17 protein-coding genes are annotated in these 19784 nt (G+C 71.6%); 10 read left to right on the plus strand and 7 right to left on the minus strand.

The annotated features are described in order from the left end of the window. Positions 1 to 66: 66 nt before the first annotated feature. The 4 genes from GTY58_RS23795 to GTY58_RS23810 all read right to left on the minus strand — a co-directional run bounded on the left by GTY58_RS23795 (position 67) and on the right by GTY58_RS23810 (position 5519). The gene (locus GTY58_RS23795) at positions 67 to 717 is read right to left on the minus strand and encodes a hypothetical protein (RefSeq protein ID WP_010985973.1); all 651 of its coding nucleotides are present in this window, start codon (positions 715 to 717) and stop codon (positions 67 to 69) included. Positions 718 to 791: 74 nt separating this feature from the next. Further along, positions 792 to 3260: a dolichyl-phosphate beta-glucosyltransferase gene (locus GTY58_RS23800; RefSeq protein WP_010985974.1), complete on the minus strand. Its 2469-nt coding sequence runs from the start codon at positions 3258 to 3260 to the stop codon at positions 792 to 794. Continuing rightward, positions 3257 to 3961, minus strand: coding sequence for a GntR family transcriptional regulator (locus GTY58_RS23805; protein ID WP_010985975.1), 705 nt, complete (start codon positions 3959 to 3961; stop codon positions 3257 to 3259). The genes GTY58_RS23800 and GTY58_RS23805 overlap by 4 nt, the downstream gene beginning before the upstream one ends. 202 nt (positions 3962 to 4163) lie before the next feature. Then, positions 4164 to 5519 carry an aspartate aminotransferase family protein gene (locus GTY58_RS23810; RefSeq protein ID WP_010985976.1) on the minus strand — a complete coding sequence of 452 codons (1356 nt, stop codon included), beginning with the start codon at positions 5517 to 5519 and terminating at the stop codon, positions 4164 to 4166. Between the two features lie 200 nt (positions 5520 to 5719). On the opposite strand from GTY58_RS23810, the gene GTY58_RS23815 reads away from it, so the two are divergent. From GTY58_RS23815 to GTY58_RS23825, 3 genes are all read left to right on the plus strand, one after another. Beyond that, on the plus strand, positions 5720 to 6322 hold the full coding sequence (locus GTY58_RS23815; protein WP_010985977.1) for a type 1 glutamine amidotransferase family protein: 603 nt from the start codon (positions 5720 to 5722) through the stop codon (positions 6320 to 6322). Further along, positions 6319 to 6774, plus strand: coding sequence for a MarR family transcriptional regulator (locus GTY58_RS23820; protein WP_010985978.1), 456 nt, complete (start codon positions 6319 to 6321; stop codon positions 6772 to 6774). The genes GTY58_RS23815 and GTY58_RS23820 overlap by 4 nt, the downstream gene beginning before the upstream one ends. Before the next feature lie 89 nt (positions 6775 to 6863). Further along, positions 6864 to 8912, plus strand: coding sequence for a serine/threonine-protein kinase (locus GTY58_RS23825; protein ID WP_010985979.1), 2049 nt, complete (start codon positions 6864 to 6866; stop codon positions 8910 to 8912). 118 nt (positions 8913 to 9030) lie between these two features. Here the strand turns inward: GTY58_RS23825 and GTY58_RS23830 are convergent, their stop codons facing one another. After that, on the minus strand, positions 9031 to 9777 hold the full coding sequence (locus GTY58_RS23830) for an SLATT domain-containing protein (RefSeq protein WP_010985980.1): 747 nt from the start codon (positions 9775 to 9777) through the stop codon (positions 9031 to 9033). A gap of 353 nt (positions 9778 to 10130) precedes the next feature. Between GTY58_RS23830 and GTY58_RS23835 the strand changes: the two genes are divergently transcribed. The 7 genes from GTY58_RS23835 (at position 10131) to GTY58_RS23865 (ending at position 16815) form a co-directional block, all read left to right on the plus strand. Next, the gene (locus tag GTY58_RS23835) at positions 10131 to 10472 is read left to right on the plus strand and encodes a YbaB/EbfC family nucleoid-associated protein (protein ID WP_010985981.1); all 342 of its coding nucleotides are present in this window, start codon (positions 10131 to 10133) and stop codon (positions 10470 to 10472) included. A 112-nt stretch (positions 10473 to 10584) separates the two neighbouring features. Continuing rightward, complete coding sequence (recR, locus tag GTY58_RS23840; RefSeq protein ID WP_007383602.1) at positions 10585 to 11184, plus strand: recombination mediator RecR; 600 nt, start codon at positions 10585 to 10587, stop codon at positions 11182 to 11184. Beyond that, complete coding sequence (locus tag GTY58_RS23845) at positions 11177 to 11836, plus strand: DUF5063 domain-containing protein (RefSeq protein WP_010985982.1); 660 nt, start codon at positions 11177 to 11179, stop codon at positions 11834 to 11836. The genes recR and GTY58_RS23845 overlap by 8 nt, the downstream gene beginning before the upstream one ends. A gap of 352 nt (positions 11837 to 12188) precedes the next feature. Then, on the plus strand, positions 12189 to 13481 hold the full coding sequence (locus GTY58_RS23850; protein ID WP_010985983.1) for an aspartate kinase: 1293 nt from the start codon (positions 12189 to 12191) through the stop codon (positions 13479 to 13481). Beyond that, entirely contained in the window at positions 13481 to 14557 is a 1077-nt protein-coding gene (locus tag GTY58_RS23855; protein ID WP_010985984.1) for an aspartate-semialdehyde dehydrogenase, read from the plus strand. The genes GTY58_RS23850 and GTY58_RS23855 overlap by 1 nt, the downstream gene beginning before the upstream one ends. A gap of 462 nt (positions 14558 to 15019) precedes the next feature. After that, positions 15020 to 15616 carry a SigE family RNA polymerase sigma factor gene (locus GTY58_RS23860; protein WP_202497490.1) on the plus strand — a complete coding sequence of 199 codons (597 nt, stop codon included), beginning with the start codon at positions 15020 to 15022 and terminating at the stop codon, positions 15614 to 15616. Further along, positions 15613 to 16815 (plus strand): hypothetical protein, encoded by a 1203-nt coding sequence (locus GTY58_RS23865; protein WP_010985986.1) that lies wholly within the window; start codon positions 15613 to 15615, stop codon positions 16813 to 16815. Before GTY58_RS23860 ends, GTY58_RS23865 begins: the two co-directional genes overlap by 4 nt. Positions 16816 to 16900: 85 nt before the next feature. On the opposite strand, the gene GTY58_RS23870 is transcribed toward GTY58_RS23865, so the two are convergent. Together GTY58_RS23870 and GTY58_RS23875 are read right to left on the minus strand one after the other, a co-directional pair. Continuing rightward, positions 16901 to 17728, minus strand: coding sequence for an SURF1 family protein (locus GTY58_RS23870; protein ID WP_010985987.1), 828 nt, complete (start codon positions 17726 to 17728; stop codon positions 16901 to 16903). Between the two features lie 176 nt (positions 17729 to 17904). Then, the gene (locus tag GTY58_RS23875) at positions 17905 to 19746 is read right to left on the minus strand and encodes a prolyl oligopeptidase family serine peptidase (protein ID WP_010985988.1); all 1842 of its coding nucleotides are present in this window, start codon (positions 19744 to 19746) and stop codon (positions 17905 to 17907) included. Between the last annotated feature and the right edge of the window lie 38 nt (positions 19747 to 19784).

Genomic DNA, 19784 nt, shown 5'->3' on the forward strand with positions numbered 1-19784 from the left:
GCGAGGGCCGTCCGCGTGTTCCGGCGGCTGAGGACGGGCGTCAGCTGAAGCGGCTGAGGACGGGCGTCAGCTGAAGATGATCATCGATCCCTGGGCGAGGCTGCGCGTGGCGGCCGCATGCAGCCCCAGCCACACGTGCCGCTCGCGCGCGAACGGGCTCGGGTCGTAGGGAGCGGCCACCGCCGGTTCCTCCAACTCCGTGGGGGCGCCCGGCGGCTCGGGTGCGGCGGGCGGGTTCGCCGGGTCGATGCCGATCGACGGGGCGACGAACTCCAGCTCGCGCAGCAGTGTCTGGGACGAGCCCAGCGGGCCGCCGCCCGCGAGGAGTTCGTCGCTGGACAGCGGGTGCGGGAAGTCGACCGGGACGTACGCGCCCGCGTGGTCGTAGTGCCACACCAGGTGGGACTGCTGGGCGTTCGTCTCGAACATCTCCAGCAACTGCTCGTAGTCCCCGCCCAGTTCGTCCACCGGGGTCACCGCGAGACCGCACATCTGGAGCAGGTACGCCCGCCGCAGGAAGTGCAGCGCGTCGTAGTCGAAGCCCGCGACCGGGGCGACCTCCCCGGTCAGCCCGGGCATGTACTGGTACACCGGCACCGGCGGCAGCCCGGCCTCGCCCAGCACCTTGTCGTAGAGGGCGAGTTCCTCGGCGAAGGGGTTGTCGGGGGTGTGGCACAACACGTCGACTAGCGGGACCAGCCACAGGTCACAGGCCAACAGACAGCTCCTCTAGTGGGACGACACGGACGACACCAACGATGGTCAGGGCAGCGTAGTCGGTCGCGAACGGGTCAGCTCCCGTCGTGCAGATCCCATACCCACACCCCGTCGACCCACTTCCCCGGGCGCCCCACGAGCTTCTCCACGGCCGCCCGCAGCGCGTCCTCGCGGCCCTGCGGGGCGAGCACGAGCGCGCCCGCCTTCCAGTAGGCGAAGTCGGCCTTCGCCTGCGCCTGCCAGTCCTCGCCGATCTGCGGGACGACGCCCTTGTAGTAGATGTCGCTCAGGAGACTCGAGGTGGAGCGGGGGGAGGCGCCGTAGATGCCGATGCGCTCCTTGCCGTACGGGCCGTTGAAGTAGCCACCGGGCAGCTTGAACCCGAGGCCCGCCGCGGTCTGCCAGTGCAGCGCCTCCGCGTTGCCGGAGTCGGGGAGCGGGACCGGTACGAGCGTCTCGCCCTTGTCGACGTCGACGTACGACTTCCAGGTCCCGTCCGCGATGAAGGCGGGCACCTCGGCGCGCTCCACGGTCTTCAGCGGCGCCGGGACGATCGGGAGCAGCGCGAGGGCCACCGCCGTGAGTCCCAGGAGCCGTGTGCTCTGGCTCGGGGTCCTTACCAGCCGCTCGATCGCGAGGGCGAGCAGCATGCCCAGCGCGGGCGCGCAGATCATCGCGACCCGCCCCTCGATGACCGACTCGAACAGCGGCTTGTCCGCCAGCAGCGCCCACGGGCCGGGCATGGTGATGTCCGTCAGCGGGATGCGGAACCTCGGGCCCAGGGAGAGGACGGCGGCGGCGATCGTCGTGAAGGCCAGCGCCTTGACGACCGCGTGCTCCCACAGCCGGATGACGATCGCGAAGGCGAGCGCGGCCAGCGGCCAGCCGTAGAAGGCGTTCTGCTCGGTCGGGTTGAGGGACAGCGCGTTCGCCGTCAGCTCGTCGCCGGCGATCGCCGAGCGCTCCGCGAACGACAAGAGCGCGAGCGGACTGTTGCCCGCGTTGTCGCCGTGCAGCACGCTCTTGTAGCTCTGCGGCCCGAAGAACTGCCAGTACAGGGGGAGGGCGACGATCGGGAGGCAGACGGCCGCGCCGATCCCGAGACCCTTGAGCAGGGGGCGCCAGGCGGCCCGCGCGACCTCCCGCCGCGCGGCCGCGTACGCCCCGGCGAAGAGCACCGTCCCCAGGGAGGCGAGCAGCAGCGGCTCCTCGCCGAGGAAGATCTGGTACGCCACCATCAGCCCGAGTACGACGCCGTCCCGGACGACCCGGGCGCCCGTACACAGCCGCAGCGCGCGGTCGATGATCAGCGGGACCATGAACAGGACCACGAAGTTCGGGTGCGCGTTGGCATGGCTGACCATCGGCGGGGCGAAGGCGGCGAGCGCCGCGCCGACGAAGGCCGCGCCCCGCTGCCGTACGACCCGTTTGACGATCAGCCAGTACCAGGCCGCGGCCGTCGCGGCGAGGCCGAGGGTCATGACCAGGGCGAGGGTGAACGCGGGGCCGGCGAGCAGCGTGAGCGGCGCGAGGGGCACCGACAGGCCCAGCATGACCGTGTTGGCCATCAGGTTCACGCCGTCGGGGAAGCCCTGGAAGGTGGTGAAGAGGGGATTGCGCAGCTGGCTGACGTTGTCGGCCGTGACCGCGAAGAACCACTCCCACTGGTTCTGGTCCTGGAGGGAGGAGGGCAGATAGCGGTGGCCGGGGTCGGCCCAGCGGCCCGACTGGAGGGCCACCGCCAGCAGCAGGAACAGGGCCGCGGCCAGGAGGTCGGCGGGGCGGACGGAGCGGGCCTTGAGGAGGGTCAGCTCGGCGAGGACGCGGCCGTAGTCGGCGGGCCGTACCTTCGAGCCGGACTGGTGGGCCCAGCGCACCGGCACCTCGGCGACCGGCCATCCCGAACGCCGGAAGTGCTGGAGCACCTCGACGTCGATGCCCCAGCCGTTGAGCCGGGACGCGGCGAACGCCTCGCGGGCGCGGTCGCCGTCGAACAGTTTGAAGCCGCACTGGGTGTCCCGGATGCCGGGCACGGCTATCCGGCGTATCAGTAAGTTACCGGCCCGGCCGAGCAGTTCGCGCATCCGGTGCTGGCGCCGCTCGATGGCCGCCCCCGCCGTGGCCCGGGAGCCGATCGCGGCCGCTTGCCCGTCGGTGAGCGCCTTGTCGAGCTGCTCCAGCTCGTCGATCGGGGCGGCCAGGTCGGCGTCGGTGACGAGGACCCGGCGTCCGTACGAGGCGAGGACGCCGAGCCGCAGGGCGTGTCCCTTGCCGCGGTTGCGGGGGCTGGTGACGAGCTGGACGCGGGTGTCACGGGCCTTGGCGGCGGCGACCACGTCCCTCGTCCCGTCCGTGGACCCGTCGTCCACGACGATCAGCTCCCACTCGCCCCAGCGGTTCTCGTTCTCGCGCAGATGGTCGACGATCGCGTCGAGTGTGGGGCCGAGCCGCTGCTCCTCGTTGTACGCGGGAACGACTACGGAGAGATCGATGGAGGTGGCCGGCATGTCCTCTATGACGTCGGGAACCTGCGTCGCGCTCATCCGGCGCTCCCGGCGGCCAGCCGTTCGACCAGGTCGAGGGAGTGCGCGTTGTACGCGGTGACGACGGCATGCGCCCCGGCGGGGTCACGGCGGGCGAGGGCGTCGACGAGATCGGTGTGGCGGGACCAGAGGCGGCCCTTGAGGTCGGACACCCTGCGCAGGTGCTGGACCGCGCAGACCCAGGACTGGACGCGCAGCCGGTGCAGGAAGTCGGCGAGATAGGGGTTGCCGAACAGGGCGCTCAGTTCGCGCCAGAAGCGCAGGTCGTAGCCGATGAGGATGTTCAGGTCACCGGCGCCCGCGGCCCGCTCGGCCTCCTCGCCGCGGCGGCGCACGACGGCGAGGTCGGCGGCGAGGCGGGGGTCGGACGGGTCCCGTCCGTCACCGCCGGTGAGCTGGTGGAACATCCCGTCCGTCACGAGGCTGCGGGCCTCGATCATGCCGCGGTAGTCGGCGAGGGAGTACGCGCGGACCTCGAAGCCGCGGTGCTGCACCGCGTCCAGGAGGCCCTGTGCCGACAGATCGACGAGGGCCTCGCGGACGGGGGTCGCGGAGACGCCGTACTGGTCGGCTATCTCCTTCACCGTGAACTCCTGCCCCGGCTGGAGCCGGCCGGCCAGCACCTCGTCGCGGAGCGCGTCCGCGATCTGCTGCCGCAGGGTGCTACGGGTCACGGCGCCATTGCCGCCGGTGCCGGGCATGGTGATCGGGATCTCCCTCCGCGTACGGGTCGTCTATGAGCACGTCACCTTACGCGGTGGGGTTCCCGGGGGGCCTGGCTGGCGCCTGGCCGGTGGTCCTGCGCGACCCACGGCCGGTGGGCCTGAGCGCAGCCGGTCGGGGGCCCTGTTCGCATAGCGCCCAGGGCCCCGACCGGCTGTCGGCGTCGGCGCCGGCTGTCGGCTAAACCGTGTACTCGTCCGCCACCGAGAGGGCCGCGTCGAGGGCCGCCAGGCCTTCCTTGGCCTCGGCCTCCGTGACGTTGCACGGGGGCACGACGTGCGTGCGGTTCATGTTGATGAACGGCCACAGGCCGTTCGCCTTGGCGGCGGCACCGAAGGCGGCCATCGGCGCGTTCGCCTCGCCCGCCGCGTTGTACGGCACCAGCGGCTCCCGCGTCTCCCGGTCCTTGACCAGCTCCAGCGCCCAGAACATGCCGACACCGCGCACCTCGCCCACGGACGGGTGCCGCTCGGCCAGCTCGCGCAGCCCCGGCTCGATGACCCGGGCGCCGAGGTTCGCCGCGTTCTCGACGACCCCCTCCTCGGCCATGACGTTGATCGTGGCGACGGCGGCGGCGCAGGCGAGCGGATGCCCGGAGTAGGTCAGACCGCCCGGGTAGGCCCGCTTCCCGAAGGTCTCGGCGATCTTCCCGGAGATCGCGACACCGCCCAGCGGCACATATCCGGAGTTCACGCCCTTGGCGAAGGTCATCAGGTCGGGTGTGACGTCGAAGAGATCCGCGGCGAACCACTCACCGGTCCGTCCGAACCCGGCCATCACCTCGTCCAGGACGAAGACGATGCCGTACTTGTCGCACAGCTCACGCACCCCGGCGAGATATCCGGGCGGCGGAACCATGATCCCCGCGGTCCCCGGAACGGTCTCCAGCACGATCGCGGCGATCGTGCCCGGCCCCTCGAAGGCGATGGTCGTCTCCAGGTGCTCCAGCGCCCGCTCGCACTCCTGCTGCTCGGTCTCCGCGTAGAAGCGCGACCGGTAGAGGTACGGCGCCCAGAAGTGCACGACGCCCGCCGAGGCGCTGTCGGAGGCCCAGCGGCGCGGATCACCGGTGATGTTGACGGCCTGCTGGGTGCCACCGTGGTAGGAGCGGTAGGCGGACAGCACCTTGGGCCGCCCGGTGTGTATCCGCGCCATGCGCACGGCGTGCTCGATGGCGTCGGCCCCGCCGTTGGTGAAGAAGATCTTGTCGAGGTCTCCGGGCGTCCGCTCGGCGATGAGCCGGGCCGCCTCGGACCGCGCCTCGACGGCGAAGGCGGGCGCGAAGGTGGTCAGGCTCGCGGCCTGCTCCTGAATGGCGGCGACGACCTTGGGGTGCTGGTACCCGATGTTGGTGAAGACGAGTCCGCTGGTGAAGTCCAGGTACCGCCTGCCGTCGTAGTCCCAGAAGTACGACCCCTCCGCACCGGCGACGGCGAGCGGGTCGATGAGCTCCTGCGCTGACCAGGAGTGGAAGACATGCGCACGGTCCGCGGCCTTGACGGCGGCACCGACCTGGGGATTCGGCTGAGGGGTCATGGCGCCGAGGGTAGATGTCCGCGGCACGGACAGGACATCGGCGTCCTGTCTGCGGTCGGGACGGGAACGCGACAGTCTGTCCACCACCGCCTTATTGACAGTGTGCTGTCGTATTGACGGGGTACTGTCGTAATGACAGGATGCTGACAAGTGCTCGGGTCCGTCCCGCAAGCGCTTCGGGGTCCGTCCAAGGAGGAGCCATGACCCGCAAGCCCGCCCACCTCGCCGTCTACGACACCTTCGCCGACTGGGAGACGGGGCACACGACCGCCCACCTCGCCCGCGCCGGATACGCGATCCGGACCGTCGGCCCCACCCGTGAGCCGGTCACCACCCTCGGCGGCATGCGCATCCAGCCCGACCTCGCGCTCGACGGCCTGCGCCCCGAGGACAGCTCCCTGCTGATCCTCACCGGCGCCGACCTGTGGGACTCCGGCGACGACCTCGCCCCCTTCGCCCGCACGGCCCGTGCCTTCCTCGACGCGGGGGTGCCCGTCGCCGCCATCTGCGGTGCGACCGCCGGGCTCGCCCGGGAGGGCCTGCTCGACGACCGCGACCACACCAGCGCCGTCTCCTTCTACCTCGCCGCCACCGGATACGGGGGCGGCGAGCGGTACGTGGACGCCGACGCCGTCACCGACGGCAACCTCGTCACCGCGGGGCCCACCGAGCCCGTCGCCTTCGCACGCGAGGTGTTCCGCCTGCTCGGGGTGTACGAGGGGGAGGTGCTGGACGCCTGGTACCGGCTGTTCCACGACTCGGACGCGGCGGCGTACGCGGTCCTGGAGGAGGCCGCGCGGTGAGCCGGGAGCGCCAGGACCTCTTCAGCCGCGGTGCCCTCGCCGTCTTCCGGCTCAACGGCCAGTTCCTGGGCGTGGCGGAGGAGCTGGCCCGGCCCGCCGGGCTCACCGCCGCCTGGTGGCAGGTGCTCGGGGCGGTGCTCGGCGAGCCGCTGCCCGTGTCCGGGATCGCCCGGGCCATGGGCATCACCCGGCAGAGCGTGCAGCGCATCGCCGACCTGCTGGTGGAGCGGGGACTCGCCGAGTACCGCCCCAACCCCGCCCACCGCCGCGCCAAGCTCCTCGCCCCGACGGAGGAGGGGCGCGCGGCCGTCGCCAGGATCGGTCCCGGTCACGCCGCCTTCGCCGGCCGGCTGGCGCAGGCCCTGGGCGACGCCGAGCTCGCCGAGGCCGTACGCGTGCTGGAACGGCTGTCGAACACGCTCGACGAGATCACGCCTGTTACGGAACCGTAGACACCGCTCCGCCCACCCGCCCGTACGGCCGCACTATCCTCGGTCTGTTGCTGGCGTACGGGGGCACACCGGGGGAAGGCGGCGCGGCGGTGGAGAAGCTGGGAGCGGGGGATCCGCAGCGTATCGGGGCATATCGGCTGCTGGCGCGGCTCGGGGCCGGCGGGATGGGGCAGGTGTATCTGGCCCGGTCCGACCGGGGACGTACCGTCGCCGTGAAGCTCGTACGGCAGCAGCTCGCCGAACAGGACGAGTTCCGGGCGCGGTTCCGGCAGGAGGTGCAGGCCGCGCGGCGCGTCGGCGGGCACTGGACCGCGCCCGTTCTGGACGCGGACACCGAGGCCGCCATCCCGTGGGTCGCCACCGGGTACGTCGCCGGGCCCACCCTCCAGACCGTCGTCGGGAGCGATCACGGCGCCCTGCCCGAGCGGTCCGTCCGGATCCTCGCGGCCGGGCTCGCCCACGCCTTGCAGGACATCCACGCCGCCGGACTGATCCACCGGGACCTCAAACCGTCCAACGTGCTCGTCACCATCGACGGGCCCCGGGTCATCGACTTCGGTATCGCCCGCGCCCTGGAGACCGTCACCGACGTGCGGGCTCAATCACACAGGAAACCGGCGCGCTCGTCGGTTCGCACCGGGTTTCATGGGCACCCCGAACAGGTGCGCGGCGACCGCGTCACACCCGCGTGCGACGTCTTCTGCCTGGGATCCGTCCTCGCGTACGCCGCCACCGGCGCCCTTCCCTTCGGGACCGCGAGCAGCGGGGTGCACGCCCTGATGTTCCGCATCGCCCAGGAGGAACCCGACCTGACCGGCGTCCCCGAGGGGCTCGCCGATCTCGTACGGGAGTGTCTGCGCAAGGACCCGGCCGCGCGGCCGCCGCTGGAGCGGATCCTCGAGCGGACCGGCGCCGAGGACACCGTGGCGGACGGGCGGTCCCGGGACCCCTGGCTGCCGAGCGCCCTCGTCGCCCAACTGGGGCGCCACGCGGTGCGGTTGCTCGACGCGGAGGATCCGGAGACGGACGAGGAGCCGGAACGGGAGGGCGCTCCGACGGCGGGCGCTCCGACGGCGGGCGCTCCGACAGCGGGTGCTTCGGCCGGGGGTGCTTCGGCCGGGGGTGCTCCCGCCGCCCCCGCGGACACTCCCGTGTGGCCCGGCGCCGCCGCCGTGCTGTCCACTCCGGCGGCCGCTTCCGGCACCCCCGGCCCGCCCCACGCCCCGAAGCGGCCCGAGGTCTCCCCCGAGCACGGCCCCGCCTCCGACGCCGGCGCCCCGAACGGCGCCGTACCGCCCCCGCCCGGCAGCCCCGCCCCCGTGGACCGGCTGCCCACCCAGATCGTCGGCCCGGGCCGGACGGCCCCGCCGGCCGCCCCGCCCGCCTACGGCTATCCGCAGCAGCACCCGCAGCAGCACCCGCAGCCCTCCGCGTACGGCTATCCGCAGAACGCCGGCTGGGGCGGTGCCCCGGCGTACGGCGGGCCGGGGCTCGGCTCGACCCCGCCGTACGGGCCGGTCGTCGGCGCCCCCGGGCAGCAGGAGCCGCCGCGAAGAAGCGGGCGCTCCACGGCGGCGCTGGTCGTCGTCGCGCTGGTCGTCGCGCTCGGGGCGGGCGGTTCGGTGTACGCGCTGATGAAGGGCGGGGACAGCGGCACGACCAGTGACGGCAAGCCCTCGCCCGTCGGCTCCGCGTCCACGGACCCCGGCCCCGGCAGCTCCGACCCGTCCGACCCCGCCACCCCGTCCACCGGGGACCGCACCACGCGGTCGACCGCGGGCGGCGCGATCCCGGAGGGCTACCTCGGCACCTGGACGGACGGCATCGACAACTCCAACGGGCACAGCACCCGGCGCCTGGTCATCCGGCAGGGCGAGGTCGGCGACACTGTCCTGTCACTGACCGCGGACGGTCCGGCCGGCAGCGGCACGTACCACTGTGTCTTCAAGGCCGATCTGGCCGAGAAGCCGAGCGGTGACGGCCCGCTGGAGATCGGCCCGTCCACGGTGACCGTGGGCGAACCGGCCTCTTCCTGCACACCGGGCGACGCCTCCGAGATCACCCTCCTCCCGGACGGCAGCCTGCGCCGGGTGAAGAAGGGCACCAGCGAGGCGCTCACGTACACGAAGAGCGACTGAGCCACCCGCACCGGGCCCGCCTCGCAGTCCGGCGCTCCCGCATGGCCCCTCACGGTCCGGTGCTGGCGTGCGGCCTCTCGTGGTCCGGTGCTGCCGTGCGGCCCCTCGCGGTCCGGCGCTACCGCGCCTCGGGTGGCCGCTGCCGAGGCATGTTCGGCCGGGTCCCGGGCGGCGGTGGCACGGCGAACCTCCCCGGCGCCACCCCGTCCATCCGCGCGGCTCCCGCCCCCACCGAATGCATCCCGAGCGGCGCGGAACCCGTCCGGAACTCCACCATCCAGTCCGCCGTCTCCGCCCGCACCAGTTCCGTCACGTCCTCCGAGAACCGCCGCAGCACCCCCAGGCACCGCTCGGACGCCTCCCCGGCGGTCCCCTCGGCCGGCCCCAGCACCTCCCGCACGCTCTCCGACGCCCAGTCGAACTGGAGCGCCTGAAGCCGACGCTGCACCGCCTGCGCCGTGGCCACGTCCCGCATCCACCCGGACGTCACGCCGAAGAACCGGTCCCCGGCCACGCACGCCACCCCGAGCAGCAGCGCCAGATACGCCCACGGCGTCGCCCCGCCGACGACCCCCGTGAGATCGAGCAGCGGCAGCGCGGCCCCGCACACGGCCCCCACCGCCGCACCGGTCCGCAGGGCCCGCGCGCCCCGCCGCTTCCACCTCCGGTCGGCGAGATACCAGGCGGCGGTGTCCAGCGCCCCACGCTCCACCCACCGGTACAGCTCGTCGAGCCGCTCCGCGGGCTCCCCCCAGTCGCCGAGCGGGAACGGCCGTCCCATGAGGTCACCCGACCGCAGCCCCGCGCCGCCGTCGCCCCGACCGTCCTGGGCCGACCCCTCGGGCTGCATCTCCGGCTGGCTCACCCGGCACTCCCTACTCAAGACCCAAAACTGTGTGACAGCCGCAGGACGGAAGCCTGCGTGACACCTGTGCTGAATGGTGCTGGATGGTGCTGAAGCGCAGCCCCTTTCCTACCGCCCAATGGGTGGCGATGACCCGGGTTTCGCCGCTTTTCCGCCCAGAAGAGGGCCTTGATCAGGTATAGGCCACGTGCTGATCTCACCCGAAAGAGTGCCGGGAAGAGTGCTGGAGCGATCGCCCCCATGACCACGTAGGCTCGTGCCAGGCGGCAAACCCGCCCTGACAGCCGTACGGACAGCCGTGCGGACGTCGCACCGACAGTCGTACTGACAGCCGTATGAACCAGGAGCTGATCGTGATTCCCGGTGGTGGCCAGCCCAATATGCAGCAGTTGCTCCAGCAGGCCCAGAAGATGCAGCAGGACCTTGCGAACGCGCAGGAGGAGCTGGCGCGTACCGAGGTCGAAGGCCAGGCGGGCGGCGGGCTGGTGAAGGCCACCGTCACCGGCTCCGGCGAGCTGCGGGCGCTCGTCATCGACCCGAAGGCGGTCGACCCGGAGGACACGGAGACCCTCGCGGACCTGGTCGTCGCGGCCGTGCAGGCGGCGAACGAGAACGCGCAGGCGCTCCAGCAGCAGAAGCTCGGCCCGCTCGCCCAGGGGCTGGGCGGCGGCGGCATCCCCGGCTTGCCCTTCTAAGACGGGCAGCGGCCAACTACCGTACGTACTGAAGCACTCGTACTGAAGCATCCGTACAGAAGCAACTCGTACAGAAGCACCTCGTACGGAAGCACTCCAGGAAGGCAGTCCGTTGTACGAAGGCGTGGTCCAGGACCTCATCGACGAGCTGGGGCGGCTGCCCGGCGTCGGTCCCAAGAGCGCGCAGCGGATCGCCTTCCACATCCTTCAGGCCGAGCCGACGGACGTCCGCCGCCTCGCGCAGTGCCTGATGGAGGTCAAGGCGAAGGTCCGCTTCTGCGCGACCTGCGGGAACGTGGCGCAGGAAGAGCTGTGCAACATCTGCCGCGACCCGCGCCGCGACCTGTCCGTCATCTGCGTGGTCGAGGAGCCCAAGGACGTCGTCGCGATCGAGCGCACGCGCGAGTTCCGCGGCAAGTACCACGTGCTCGGCGGCGCGATCAGCCCGATCGAGGGTGTGGGGCCGGACGACCTGCGGATAAGGGAGCTGCTGGCGCGTCTCGCGGACGGCACGGTGACGGAGCTGATCCTGGCCACCGACCCGAACCTGGAGGGCGAGGCCACGGCGACGTATCTCGCCCGCATGATCAAGCCCATGGGCCTCAAGGTCACCCGCCTGGCCAGCGGCCTCCCTGTGGGTGGCGACCTGGAATACGCGGACGAGGTGACCCTCGGGCGCGCCTTCGAGGGGAGACGACTCCTAGATGTCTGACGCCACGCTGCACAACACGACGCAGGACCCCGACGACTTCGCGGTCCAGATCGCGGATCAGGTGGAGAGCTTCCTCGTCGCCGTCACGGAAGTGGCGAAGGGCGACGAGCCGGACTCGGCCGTCCCCTTCCTCCTGCTGGAGGTCTCCCAGCTGCTGCTGGCCGGCGGCCGTCTCGGCGCGCACGAGGACATCGTCCCCGACGAGCGTTACGAGCCGGACATGGGCCCGGAGCCGGACGTCGACGAACTCCGCGAGCGCCTGGCCACGATGCTGGATCCGGTGGACGTCTACTCGGAGGTCTTCGACCCGTACGAGCCGCGCAAGGCCCCGGTGCCGGCCCGCATCTCGGACGACCTGGCCGATGTGATCGCGGACCTGCGCCACGGCATGGCCCACTACCGCGCGGGCCGCACCACCGAGGCCCTGTGGTGGTGGCAGTTCTCGTACTTCTCGAACTGGGGCTCCACGGCGTCCGCGACGCTCCGCGCCCTCCAGTCCCTGGTCGCCCATGTCCGCCTCAACCAGCCCCTGGAGGAGCTGGACGGCCTGGACACCGACCAGGACCTCAGCGAGGACGCCCTCGCGGAGGAGGCGGGCCGGGTGATGGCGAGTGAGATCGCGGGCCCGCTGGGGTTGCGGACGGTCAGGTAGGAGGCCACTGCCTCACTTGAGGCCTTCTGAGGTCTTTTGGCGCCTTCTGGGGCCTTGAGGCGGGGCCGGAATGTGATGGCGGGCAACAGGAGTACGCGCACAGCCGCACCCCCATGCTTGAAAATTAAGTCACATCGCTTGCGTGTGACGCGGCGCACTTTCCGAGTACCGCTCCCGTGACGAGGGCAGATGCCGTCCTGGAGCGGCCGGAGATTCCCGGAGAAATCCGAGGGGATCGCTGTGTGAGCGGGACATCTCACCATGCGACATCTCGGCAGGGAATTTCGGCTGCTCGTTAGACTGAGCCGACCGCAGTTGTGCGGTGCAGAAACGGATTGAGCGAGGAGCGCACGTGGGCCTTGTCGTGCAGAAGTACGGAGGCTCCTCCGTAGCCGATGCCGAAGGCATCAAGCGCGTCGCCAAGCGAATCGTGGAAGCGAAGAAGAACGGCCACCAGGTGGTCGTGGTCGTTTCCGCGATGGGCGACACGACGGACGAGCTGATCGATCTCGCCGAGCAGGTATCTCCGATGCCCAGCGGGCGAGAGTTCGACATGCTGCTGACCGCCGGAGAGCGGATCTCCATGGCCTTGCTGGCGATGGCGATCAAAAACCTGGGCCACAGCGCCCAGAGCTTCACCGGCAGCCAGGCAGGCGTCATCACCGACTCGGTCCACAACAAAGCGCGGATCATCGATGTCACGCCGGGCCGCATCCGGACCGCGCTCGACGAGGGCAACATCGCCATCGTCGCCGGGTTCCAGGGCGTCAGCCAGGACAAGAAGGACATCACCACGCTCGGCCGCGGCGGCTCCGACACGACCGCCGTCGCCCTTGCCGCCGCCCTCGACGCCGAGGTCTGCGAGATCTACACCGACGTGGACGGCGTGTTCACCGCCGACCCGCGCGTGGTGAAGAAGGCGAAGAAGATCGACTGGATCGCCTTCGAGGACATGCTGGAGCTCGCCGCCTCCGGCTCCAAGGTGCTGCTCCACCGCTGTGTGGAGTACGCCCGCCGTTACAACATCCCGATCCACGTGCGCTCGTCCTTCAGCGGACTTCAGGGCACCTGGGTCAGTAACACGCCACTCGTTCAAAAGGCACAGCAGCAAGGGGAACAGAAGGTGGAGCAGGCCATCATTTCCGGTGTCGCTCACGACACCTCAGAGGCCAAGGTCACGGTCGTCGGCGTCCCGGACAAGCCGGGCGAGGCCGCCTCGATCTTCCGCGCCATCGCCGATGCCGAAGTCAACATCGACATGGTCGTGCAGAACGTGTCCGCCGCCTCCACGGGCCTGACGGACATCTCCTTCACGCTCCCGAAGACCGAGGGCCGCAAGGCCATCGACGCGCTGGAGAAGGCCAAGTCGGTCATCGGCTTCGACTCCCTGCGCTACGACGACCAGATCGGCAAGATCTCCCTGGTCGGCGCCGGCATGAAGACCAACCCGGGCGTGACCGCCGGGTTCTTCGAGGCGCTGTCCGACGCGGGCGTGAACATCGAGCTGATCTCGACCTCCGAGATCCGTATCTCGGTCGTCACGCGTGCCGACGACGTCCCCGAGGCCGTCCGCGCCGTGCACACCGCCTTCGGGCTGGACTCCGACAGTGACGAGGCCGTGGTCTACGGGGGCACGGGCCGCTGATGGACCGCACCGGGCCGCGAGCCGGGAGGCCGACGCTCGCGGTGGTGGGAGCGACCGGCGCCGTCGGCACCGTCATGCTCCAGATCCTGTCGCAGCACGCGGACATCTGGGGCGAGATCCGCCTGATCGCCTCCCCGCGCTCGGCCGGCCGCAAGCTGGCCGTGCGCGGCGAGGAGGTCGAGGTCATGGCCCTGACCGAGGCCGCCTTCGACGGCGTCGACGTGGCGATGTTCGACGTGCCGGACGAGGTCGCCGCGCAGTGGGCACCCATCGCGGCGGCCAAGGGCACGGTCGTCGTCGACAACTCCGGCGCCTTCCGGATGGACCCCGACGTGCCCCTCGTCGTACCCGAGGTCAATCCCCACGCGGTACGTATGCGCCCGCGCGGGATCATCGCCAACCCCAACTGCACGACCCTCTCGATGATCGTGGCGCTCGGCGCGCTGCACGCCGAGTTCGGGCTGCGCGAATTGGTGGTGTCCAGCTATCAGGCGGTGAGCGGCGCCGGACGCGCGGGCGTCGAGACGCTGCGGCAGCAGATGTCCCTGGTCGCCGGTACGCAACTGGGGACCAGCCCCGGTGACGTACGACGGGCCGTGGGCGACAACACCGGTCCCTTCCCGGAGCCGGTCGCGCTGAACGTCGTGCCGTGGGCCGGATCGCTGCGCGAGGACGGCTGGTCCTCGGAGGAGATGAAGGTACGCGACGAGTCCCGCAAGATCCTCGGGCTGCCCCAGCTGCGCGTCGCCGTCACCTGCGTCCGGGTGCCGGTGGTCACCACGCACTCGCTCACCGTCCACGCCCGCTTCGAGGGCGAGGTCACCGTCGACAAGGCCCGCGAGATCCTCGCCACCGCACCCGGCGTCGTCCTCTTCGACGACCCGGCCGCCGGCGAGTTCCCGACCCCCGCCGACGTGGTGGGCACCGACCCGACCTGGGTGGGCCGCGTACGCCGCGCGCTCGACGACCCGACGGCACTCGAACTGTTCGTCTGCGGGGACAACCTGCGCAAGGGCGCCGCTCTGAACACCGCGCAGATCGCGGAGCTGGTGGCGAGGGAGCTGACGGGGGCGTAAGGAGCCCAAAGGGCACAGGGGGGGCAAGTTCTTCGCCTCAGGTGTCCGAAAACCGGAATCACCCTGGCCACCAGCGGATTCGTTTGTAGGATCTGTGTGAGTTCTGTGGTGCGGCCCATGGTCCGGACCACTTGAATCAAGCCCTTTCGGCGTTCGAAGATTTCCCTCCCCGCTCTCCGCAACCGTGCGGACGGCGGGGAGCGTCTTTGCGGTCGCCCTTCGGGGGGCTGGGAGCCACGACACACGGGGCATAGGGGAAGAGCTGGTACGCATGAGGGCCTTTGATGCACTGTCCGTTGCGCTGGGGAGCGCGCGGGCAGGTGTGCAGCCTGACGCAAACGTGATGCCTGTCGCGTACAACCCTGGTGGGGGGAAACGTGTCCAACTGACGTGGCAGAGGTACTGGAATTCACCGCGGTACAGGCAAGGGGCACAGCCCTTCGTCCACCCCGCCGACCCCGCATGCCCGGCGCGCCCGGCGGCATGCCGGTGATCGCCCCCATGCCCGCAGCGCGGCCCGCCCGCATACCGAACCAGCGCGAGGGCGCTGACGAGACGATGGCCGCCGGTACGACGGTCGACCATCTGACCGAGACCTATCGCGCCCACTACCGCTCCCTCCTGGGTCTTGCGGCGCTCCTGCTCGACGACACCGCGTCCTGCGAGGACGTCGTGCAGGAGGCCTTCATCCGGGTGCACTCGGCGCGCAAGCGCGTCCGCGACCCGGAGAAGACGCTCGCGTATCTGCGCCAGACGGTGGTGAACCTCTCGCGCTCCGCGCTGCGCCGCCGCATCCTCGGCCTGAAGCTGCTGTCGAAGCCGATGCCGGACATGGCGAGCGCGGAGGAAGGCGCGTACGACCAGCTGGAGCGCGACTCCCTGATCAAGGCGATGAAGGGCCTGCAGCGCCGGCAGCGCGAGGTCCTGGTCCTGCGGTACTTCGCCGACATGACCGAGGCCCAGGTCGCCGAGACGCTGGGGATATCGCTGGGGTCCGTCAAGGCGTACGGCTCGCGTGGCATCGCGGCGCTCCGCATCGCCATGGAGGAGCCGGTATGAGCGGGTACGACGACAAGCCCTTCGAGCCCTTCGACTCCATCTTCGACTCCATTGACTCCTACGACGATGAACACGCTGGGAACGGCACTGTGAAACACGGCCCCGACGGACAGGGACCTGAGAACACGGACACGGACGGTCGGGGTGGCGGCCGGGGCTTCGACGGGCTCGGCCCGGGCGCGGATCCCGACGGCTTCGACTCGGAGCCCGGCGACGGGCTCGGCTCGGACGAGCTGGCGCTGCGCAGGATGCTGCACCAGGCCGTCCGGGAGATCGAGCCCCACGACGCCACGCTGGAGCATCTGCGGCGCGCGGTGCCGGCCCGGCGGGCGCGCAAGCGGCAGGCCGTGGTGGGCATGGCCGCCGCCGCGCTCTTCATCGGCACGGCCATCCCGGCCCTCGTGCACGTCTCGAACGCCACCGGCTCCGACGCCGACCCGTCCATCGCCGGCCAGGCCTCCCAGGCGCAGGGCGGCGCCGGCCAGGACAAGGGCCCGGACGGAGGCTCCAACGCCGCCGGCTCCTCGGGCTCGTCCAAGGGCAAGGGCAAGGACAGCCAGAAGGGCAAGGGCGACAAGGGCACGGGGGCGAGCGGCGGGACCACCGGCGGGGTCAACCCGCCGGCCTCCGCGGCGAGCGCACCCACGTGTACGGCCACCCAGTTCGGCGTGGTGTCCGCGAACGCGGGCACGCCGGACTCGACCGGCGCCGTCTACGGCACCTTCCGCATCTCCAACATCTCCGCCACGAGCTGTACGGTCTCCGGCACGGGCAGCGTGACCGCGGCCGCGGCGGGCGCGGCGGACCAGTCCAAGATCAACGTGGTGCCCCATGTCGCGGGCGACGCGGCGGCCGGCCTGCCGGACCCGTCCCAGGACGTCGCCTCCCTGGTGCTTCAGCCGGGGGCGGCGTACGACGTGAAGTTCGCCTGGGTGCCGTCGGAGACGTGCCCCACCACGGGTGGTCCCGGTGGCCCCTCCCCGGACCCGACGCCCAGTGACGACACCACCGACAGCGGCGGTACGGACTCGGCCGGCGCCGGCACGGCGCCGCAGCTGCTGAGGGAGGACGGGACCGCCGACGGAAGCGTGACGGTGTCCCACATCACGGCCGCGGGGTCACCCACGGCCACGACGGCGGTGTCCAACGCGTGCGCCGGGACGATCTACCGGACCGGGATACTGCCGGCGGTGTCCTGACCCGGCCTCCGACGCCGCGTGCGCGCCGCTGCGTTTCCGCCGATGTGCGCAGGCGGCGACGGCGGCGACTGCGGCGGCGGCCTTCTCAGCTCTTCGCTTCGGCCTCGGCCTCGACCCGGGCCTCGGCTTCGCCGGTCGCGTCGGTCTCGGGCGGGAAAATCCCCAGTTCCGCGTCCCGGGCGAATTCCGCCTCCCGGCGCAGCAGCCGGAACCACATGAAGACGACGAAGCCCGCGAAGACGAACCACTCACCGGTGTAGCCGAGGTTCTGGAACGCCTTCAGGTCGAGGCCGGTGCCCTGGGCCGCCGTCGCGGGCACCGCCTTCATCCCGCTGTCGGTCTTCGTGAGCGTGATCCACGCGTTGTACACGTCGTACGGCACCAGGTTCACCAGCGCCGCCGAGCTGATCGCGCCGGTCTGGCCCGCGGGCAGCCCGCCGACCGTGCTCACCCCGTTCGACCCGGGGCTCTCGGACGCCTGGAGCGCGCCCGTCACCGTGACCTCGCCGGTGGGCGGAGCCGGCGCCTTCGCCGCGTCGGCGGTGCCGGGCAGCCAGCCCCGCACCACGGGCAGCGCCTTGCCGCCGTCGGTGCGCAGCATCGTCAGGACGTAGAACCCGCGCCTGTCGTCCAGCTCGCGGTCCGGCACGAGCAGTTGCCTGCCGCTGTCGTACCGGCCGGTCGCCGTGGCCTGCCTGCCGGACGTCCTCTTGTCCACGGGCAGCAGCTCGGCCAGCGGCCGGGCCGCGGCCGTCTTGGCCGCCGCGGCCTGCTCGCTCGCGGTCCGGTGGTCCTGTATCCGGTCCTCGAACCTGCTCAACTGCCACGACCCCATGAAGACGCAGAAGGGGATGGCCAACAGCACGAAGACGTTGATCCCCCACCATCGGGGCGTCAGCAGGAACCGGTACACGACGTCAACGGTACGGTGCCGTCGGCCCGGGCCGAGCGTGGGGGTTCGGTCGTACGGGACCGGGATTCGGCCGTACGAGACCGGCGCTCGCCGTCACCCCGGCCCCGCACGCCCCGCTTCACCGGCCCCGCACGCCCCGCGTCAGAGGCTCCGCGCGCCGTGGCCCCCGCGCGTCCTCACCGCCCGAGGTGCCGCTCCGCGAACTCCAGTTCCAGCCGCACCTGCTTGATCCGCTCGTCCACGACCAGCGAGCCGTGCCCCGCGTCGTACCGGTACACCTCGTGCACCGCGTCCCGCGCGGTCAGCCGCTCCACATAGTTCTCCACCTGCCGGATGGGGCACCGCGGATCGTTGACGCCCGCCGAGATGTACACCGGTGCCTTCACCGCGTCGACGTAGGTCAGCGGCGACGACGCCTCGAACCGCTCCGGCACCTCCTCCGGCGTGCCCCCGAGCAGCGTCCGGTCCATCGCCTTCAGCGCCTCCATCTCGTCGTGGTACGCCGTGACGTAGTCGGCCACCGGCACCGCGGCGATCCCGATCGTCCACGCGTCCGGCTGGGTGCCGAGCCCGAGCAGCGTGAGATACCCGCCCCAGGAACCGCCGGTCAGGATCAGCCTGTCGGGGTCGGCGAGCCCGGACGACACCGCCCACTCCCGCACCGCCGCGATGTCCTCCAGCTCGATCAGACCCACCCGGTGCTTGAGCGCGTCCGTCCACTCCCGCCCGTATCCGGTCGACCCGCGGTAGTTGACCCGCACGACCGCGTACCCGTGGTCCAGCCAGGCCGCCGGGCCCGCCGCGAACGAGTCGCTGTCGTGCCAGGTCGGACCGCCGTGGATGTCGAACACCGTCGGCAGCGGACCGCTCGCCCCCGCCGGCCTCTGCACCAGCGCGTGGACTCGCCCGCCGGGACCCTCCACCCACACGTCCTCCACCGGCACCGAACCCGGCGACTTCATCCCGGGCGGATCGAGGACGATCCCGCCCGAGGTGGACCGCACCACCGACGGCTCGGCCGCCGACGACCACAGGTACTCCACGCTGCCGTCGGGCCGGGCCGTCGCCCCCGACACCGTGCCCGCGGGCGTCGGCACCCGGACCAGCTCGCGCGAGGCCAGGTCGTAGCGGAACAGCTCGCTGCGCGCCTCGAAGCTGTGGGCGACCAGCAGCGCGGAACCGTCCGGATACCACTCCGCGCCCACGTCGCCCGGCAGCTCCAGCGCCAGGTCCGTCTCCTCGCCGGAGGCGACGTCCCACACCAGCGGCTCCCAGCGGCCGCGCCGCTGGTGCCCGATGAGCAGCCGCGTGTCCCCGTCGACCGGAGCGAAGCCCAGCACCTCCAGGCCCAGCTCGACCGAGCCACCCTTGGTGTCGTCCAGCTCGGCGACCGTGGAGCCGTCGAGGCGCAGCACCCGCAGCGCCGAGTGCATCGCGTCGCCGTGCTCGGTGTGCTCGACCGCGATCAGCGATCCGTCGTGCGAGAGGTCGCCGACGCCGGCCGACTCCCGGTGGCGGTAGATCTCCACCGGCTCCTGACCGGCTCGTACGACATGGACCGTGGACCCGTCCTCGTCGGTCGACCGCCCCACCACGGCGGTGCCGCCGTCCCGCCCGATCGCGAGACCCGCCGGGTACGAGGGCTCGAGGCCGTCAGCCGCGGGCTCGTCGGGGCCGTCCGCGGTGCCGCCCCCGGTGAACCGCTGCCTTCTCCAGATCCCGAACTCGTCCCCGTCCGTGTCGTCGAACCACCAGATCCACTCGCCGTCCGGCGAGAGCACGCCGTCCGTCGTGCCGTTCGGCCGGTCCGTGACCTGGCGTTGCTCGCCCGTCGTGCGGTCCCACGCGTACAACTCGTACGTCCCCGTCGCGTTGGACACGAACAGCGCACGGTGCGGCGCGTCCTCCGCCCAGTCCGGCAGCGACACCCGCGGCGCCCGGAAGCGCTTCTCCCAGTCCGGCATGGTCTCGCCGCGTACCTGCTGTTCCTGCGAGGTGGACCCAGTGCTCTCAGTCATGGCCCCATAGTGCACGGCCCGGACGACAATCCGCCGGG

Origin of the sequence: Streptomyces sp. SID5469 (assembly GCF_009862865.1) — a bacterium.
GTDB classification, from domain to species: Bacteria; Actinomycetota; Actinomycetes; order Streptomycetales; family Streptomycetaceae; genus Streptomyces; species Streptomyces avermitilis.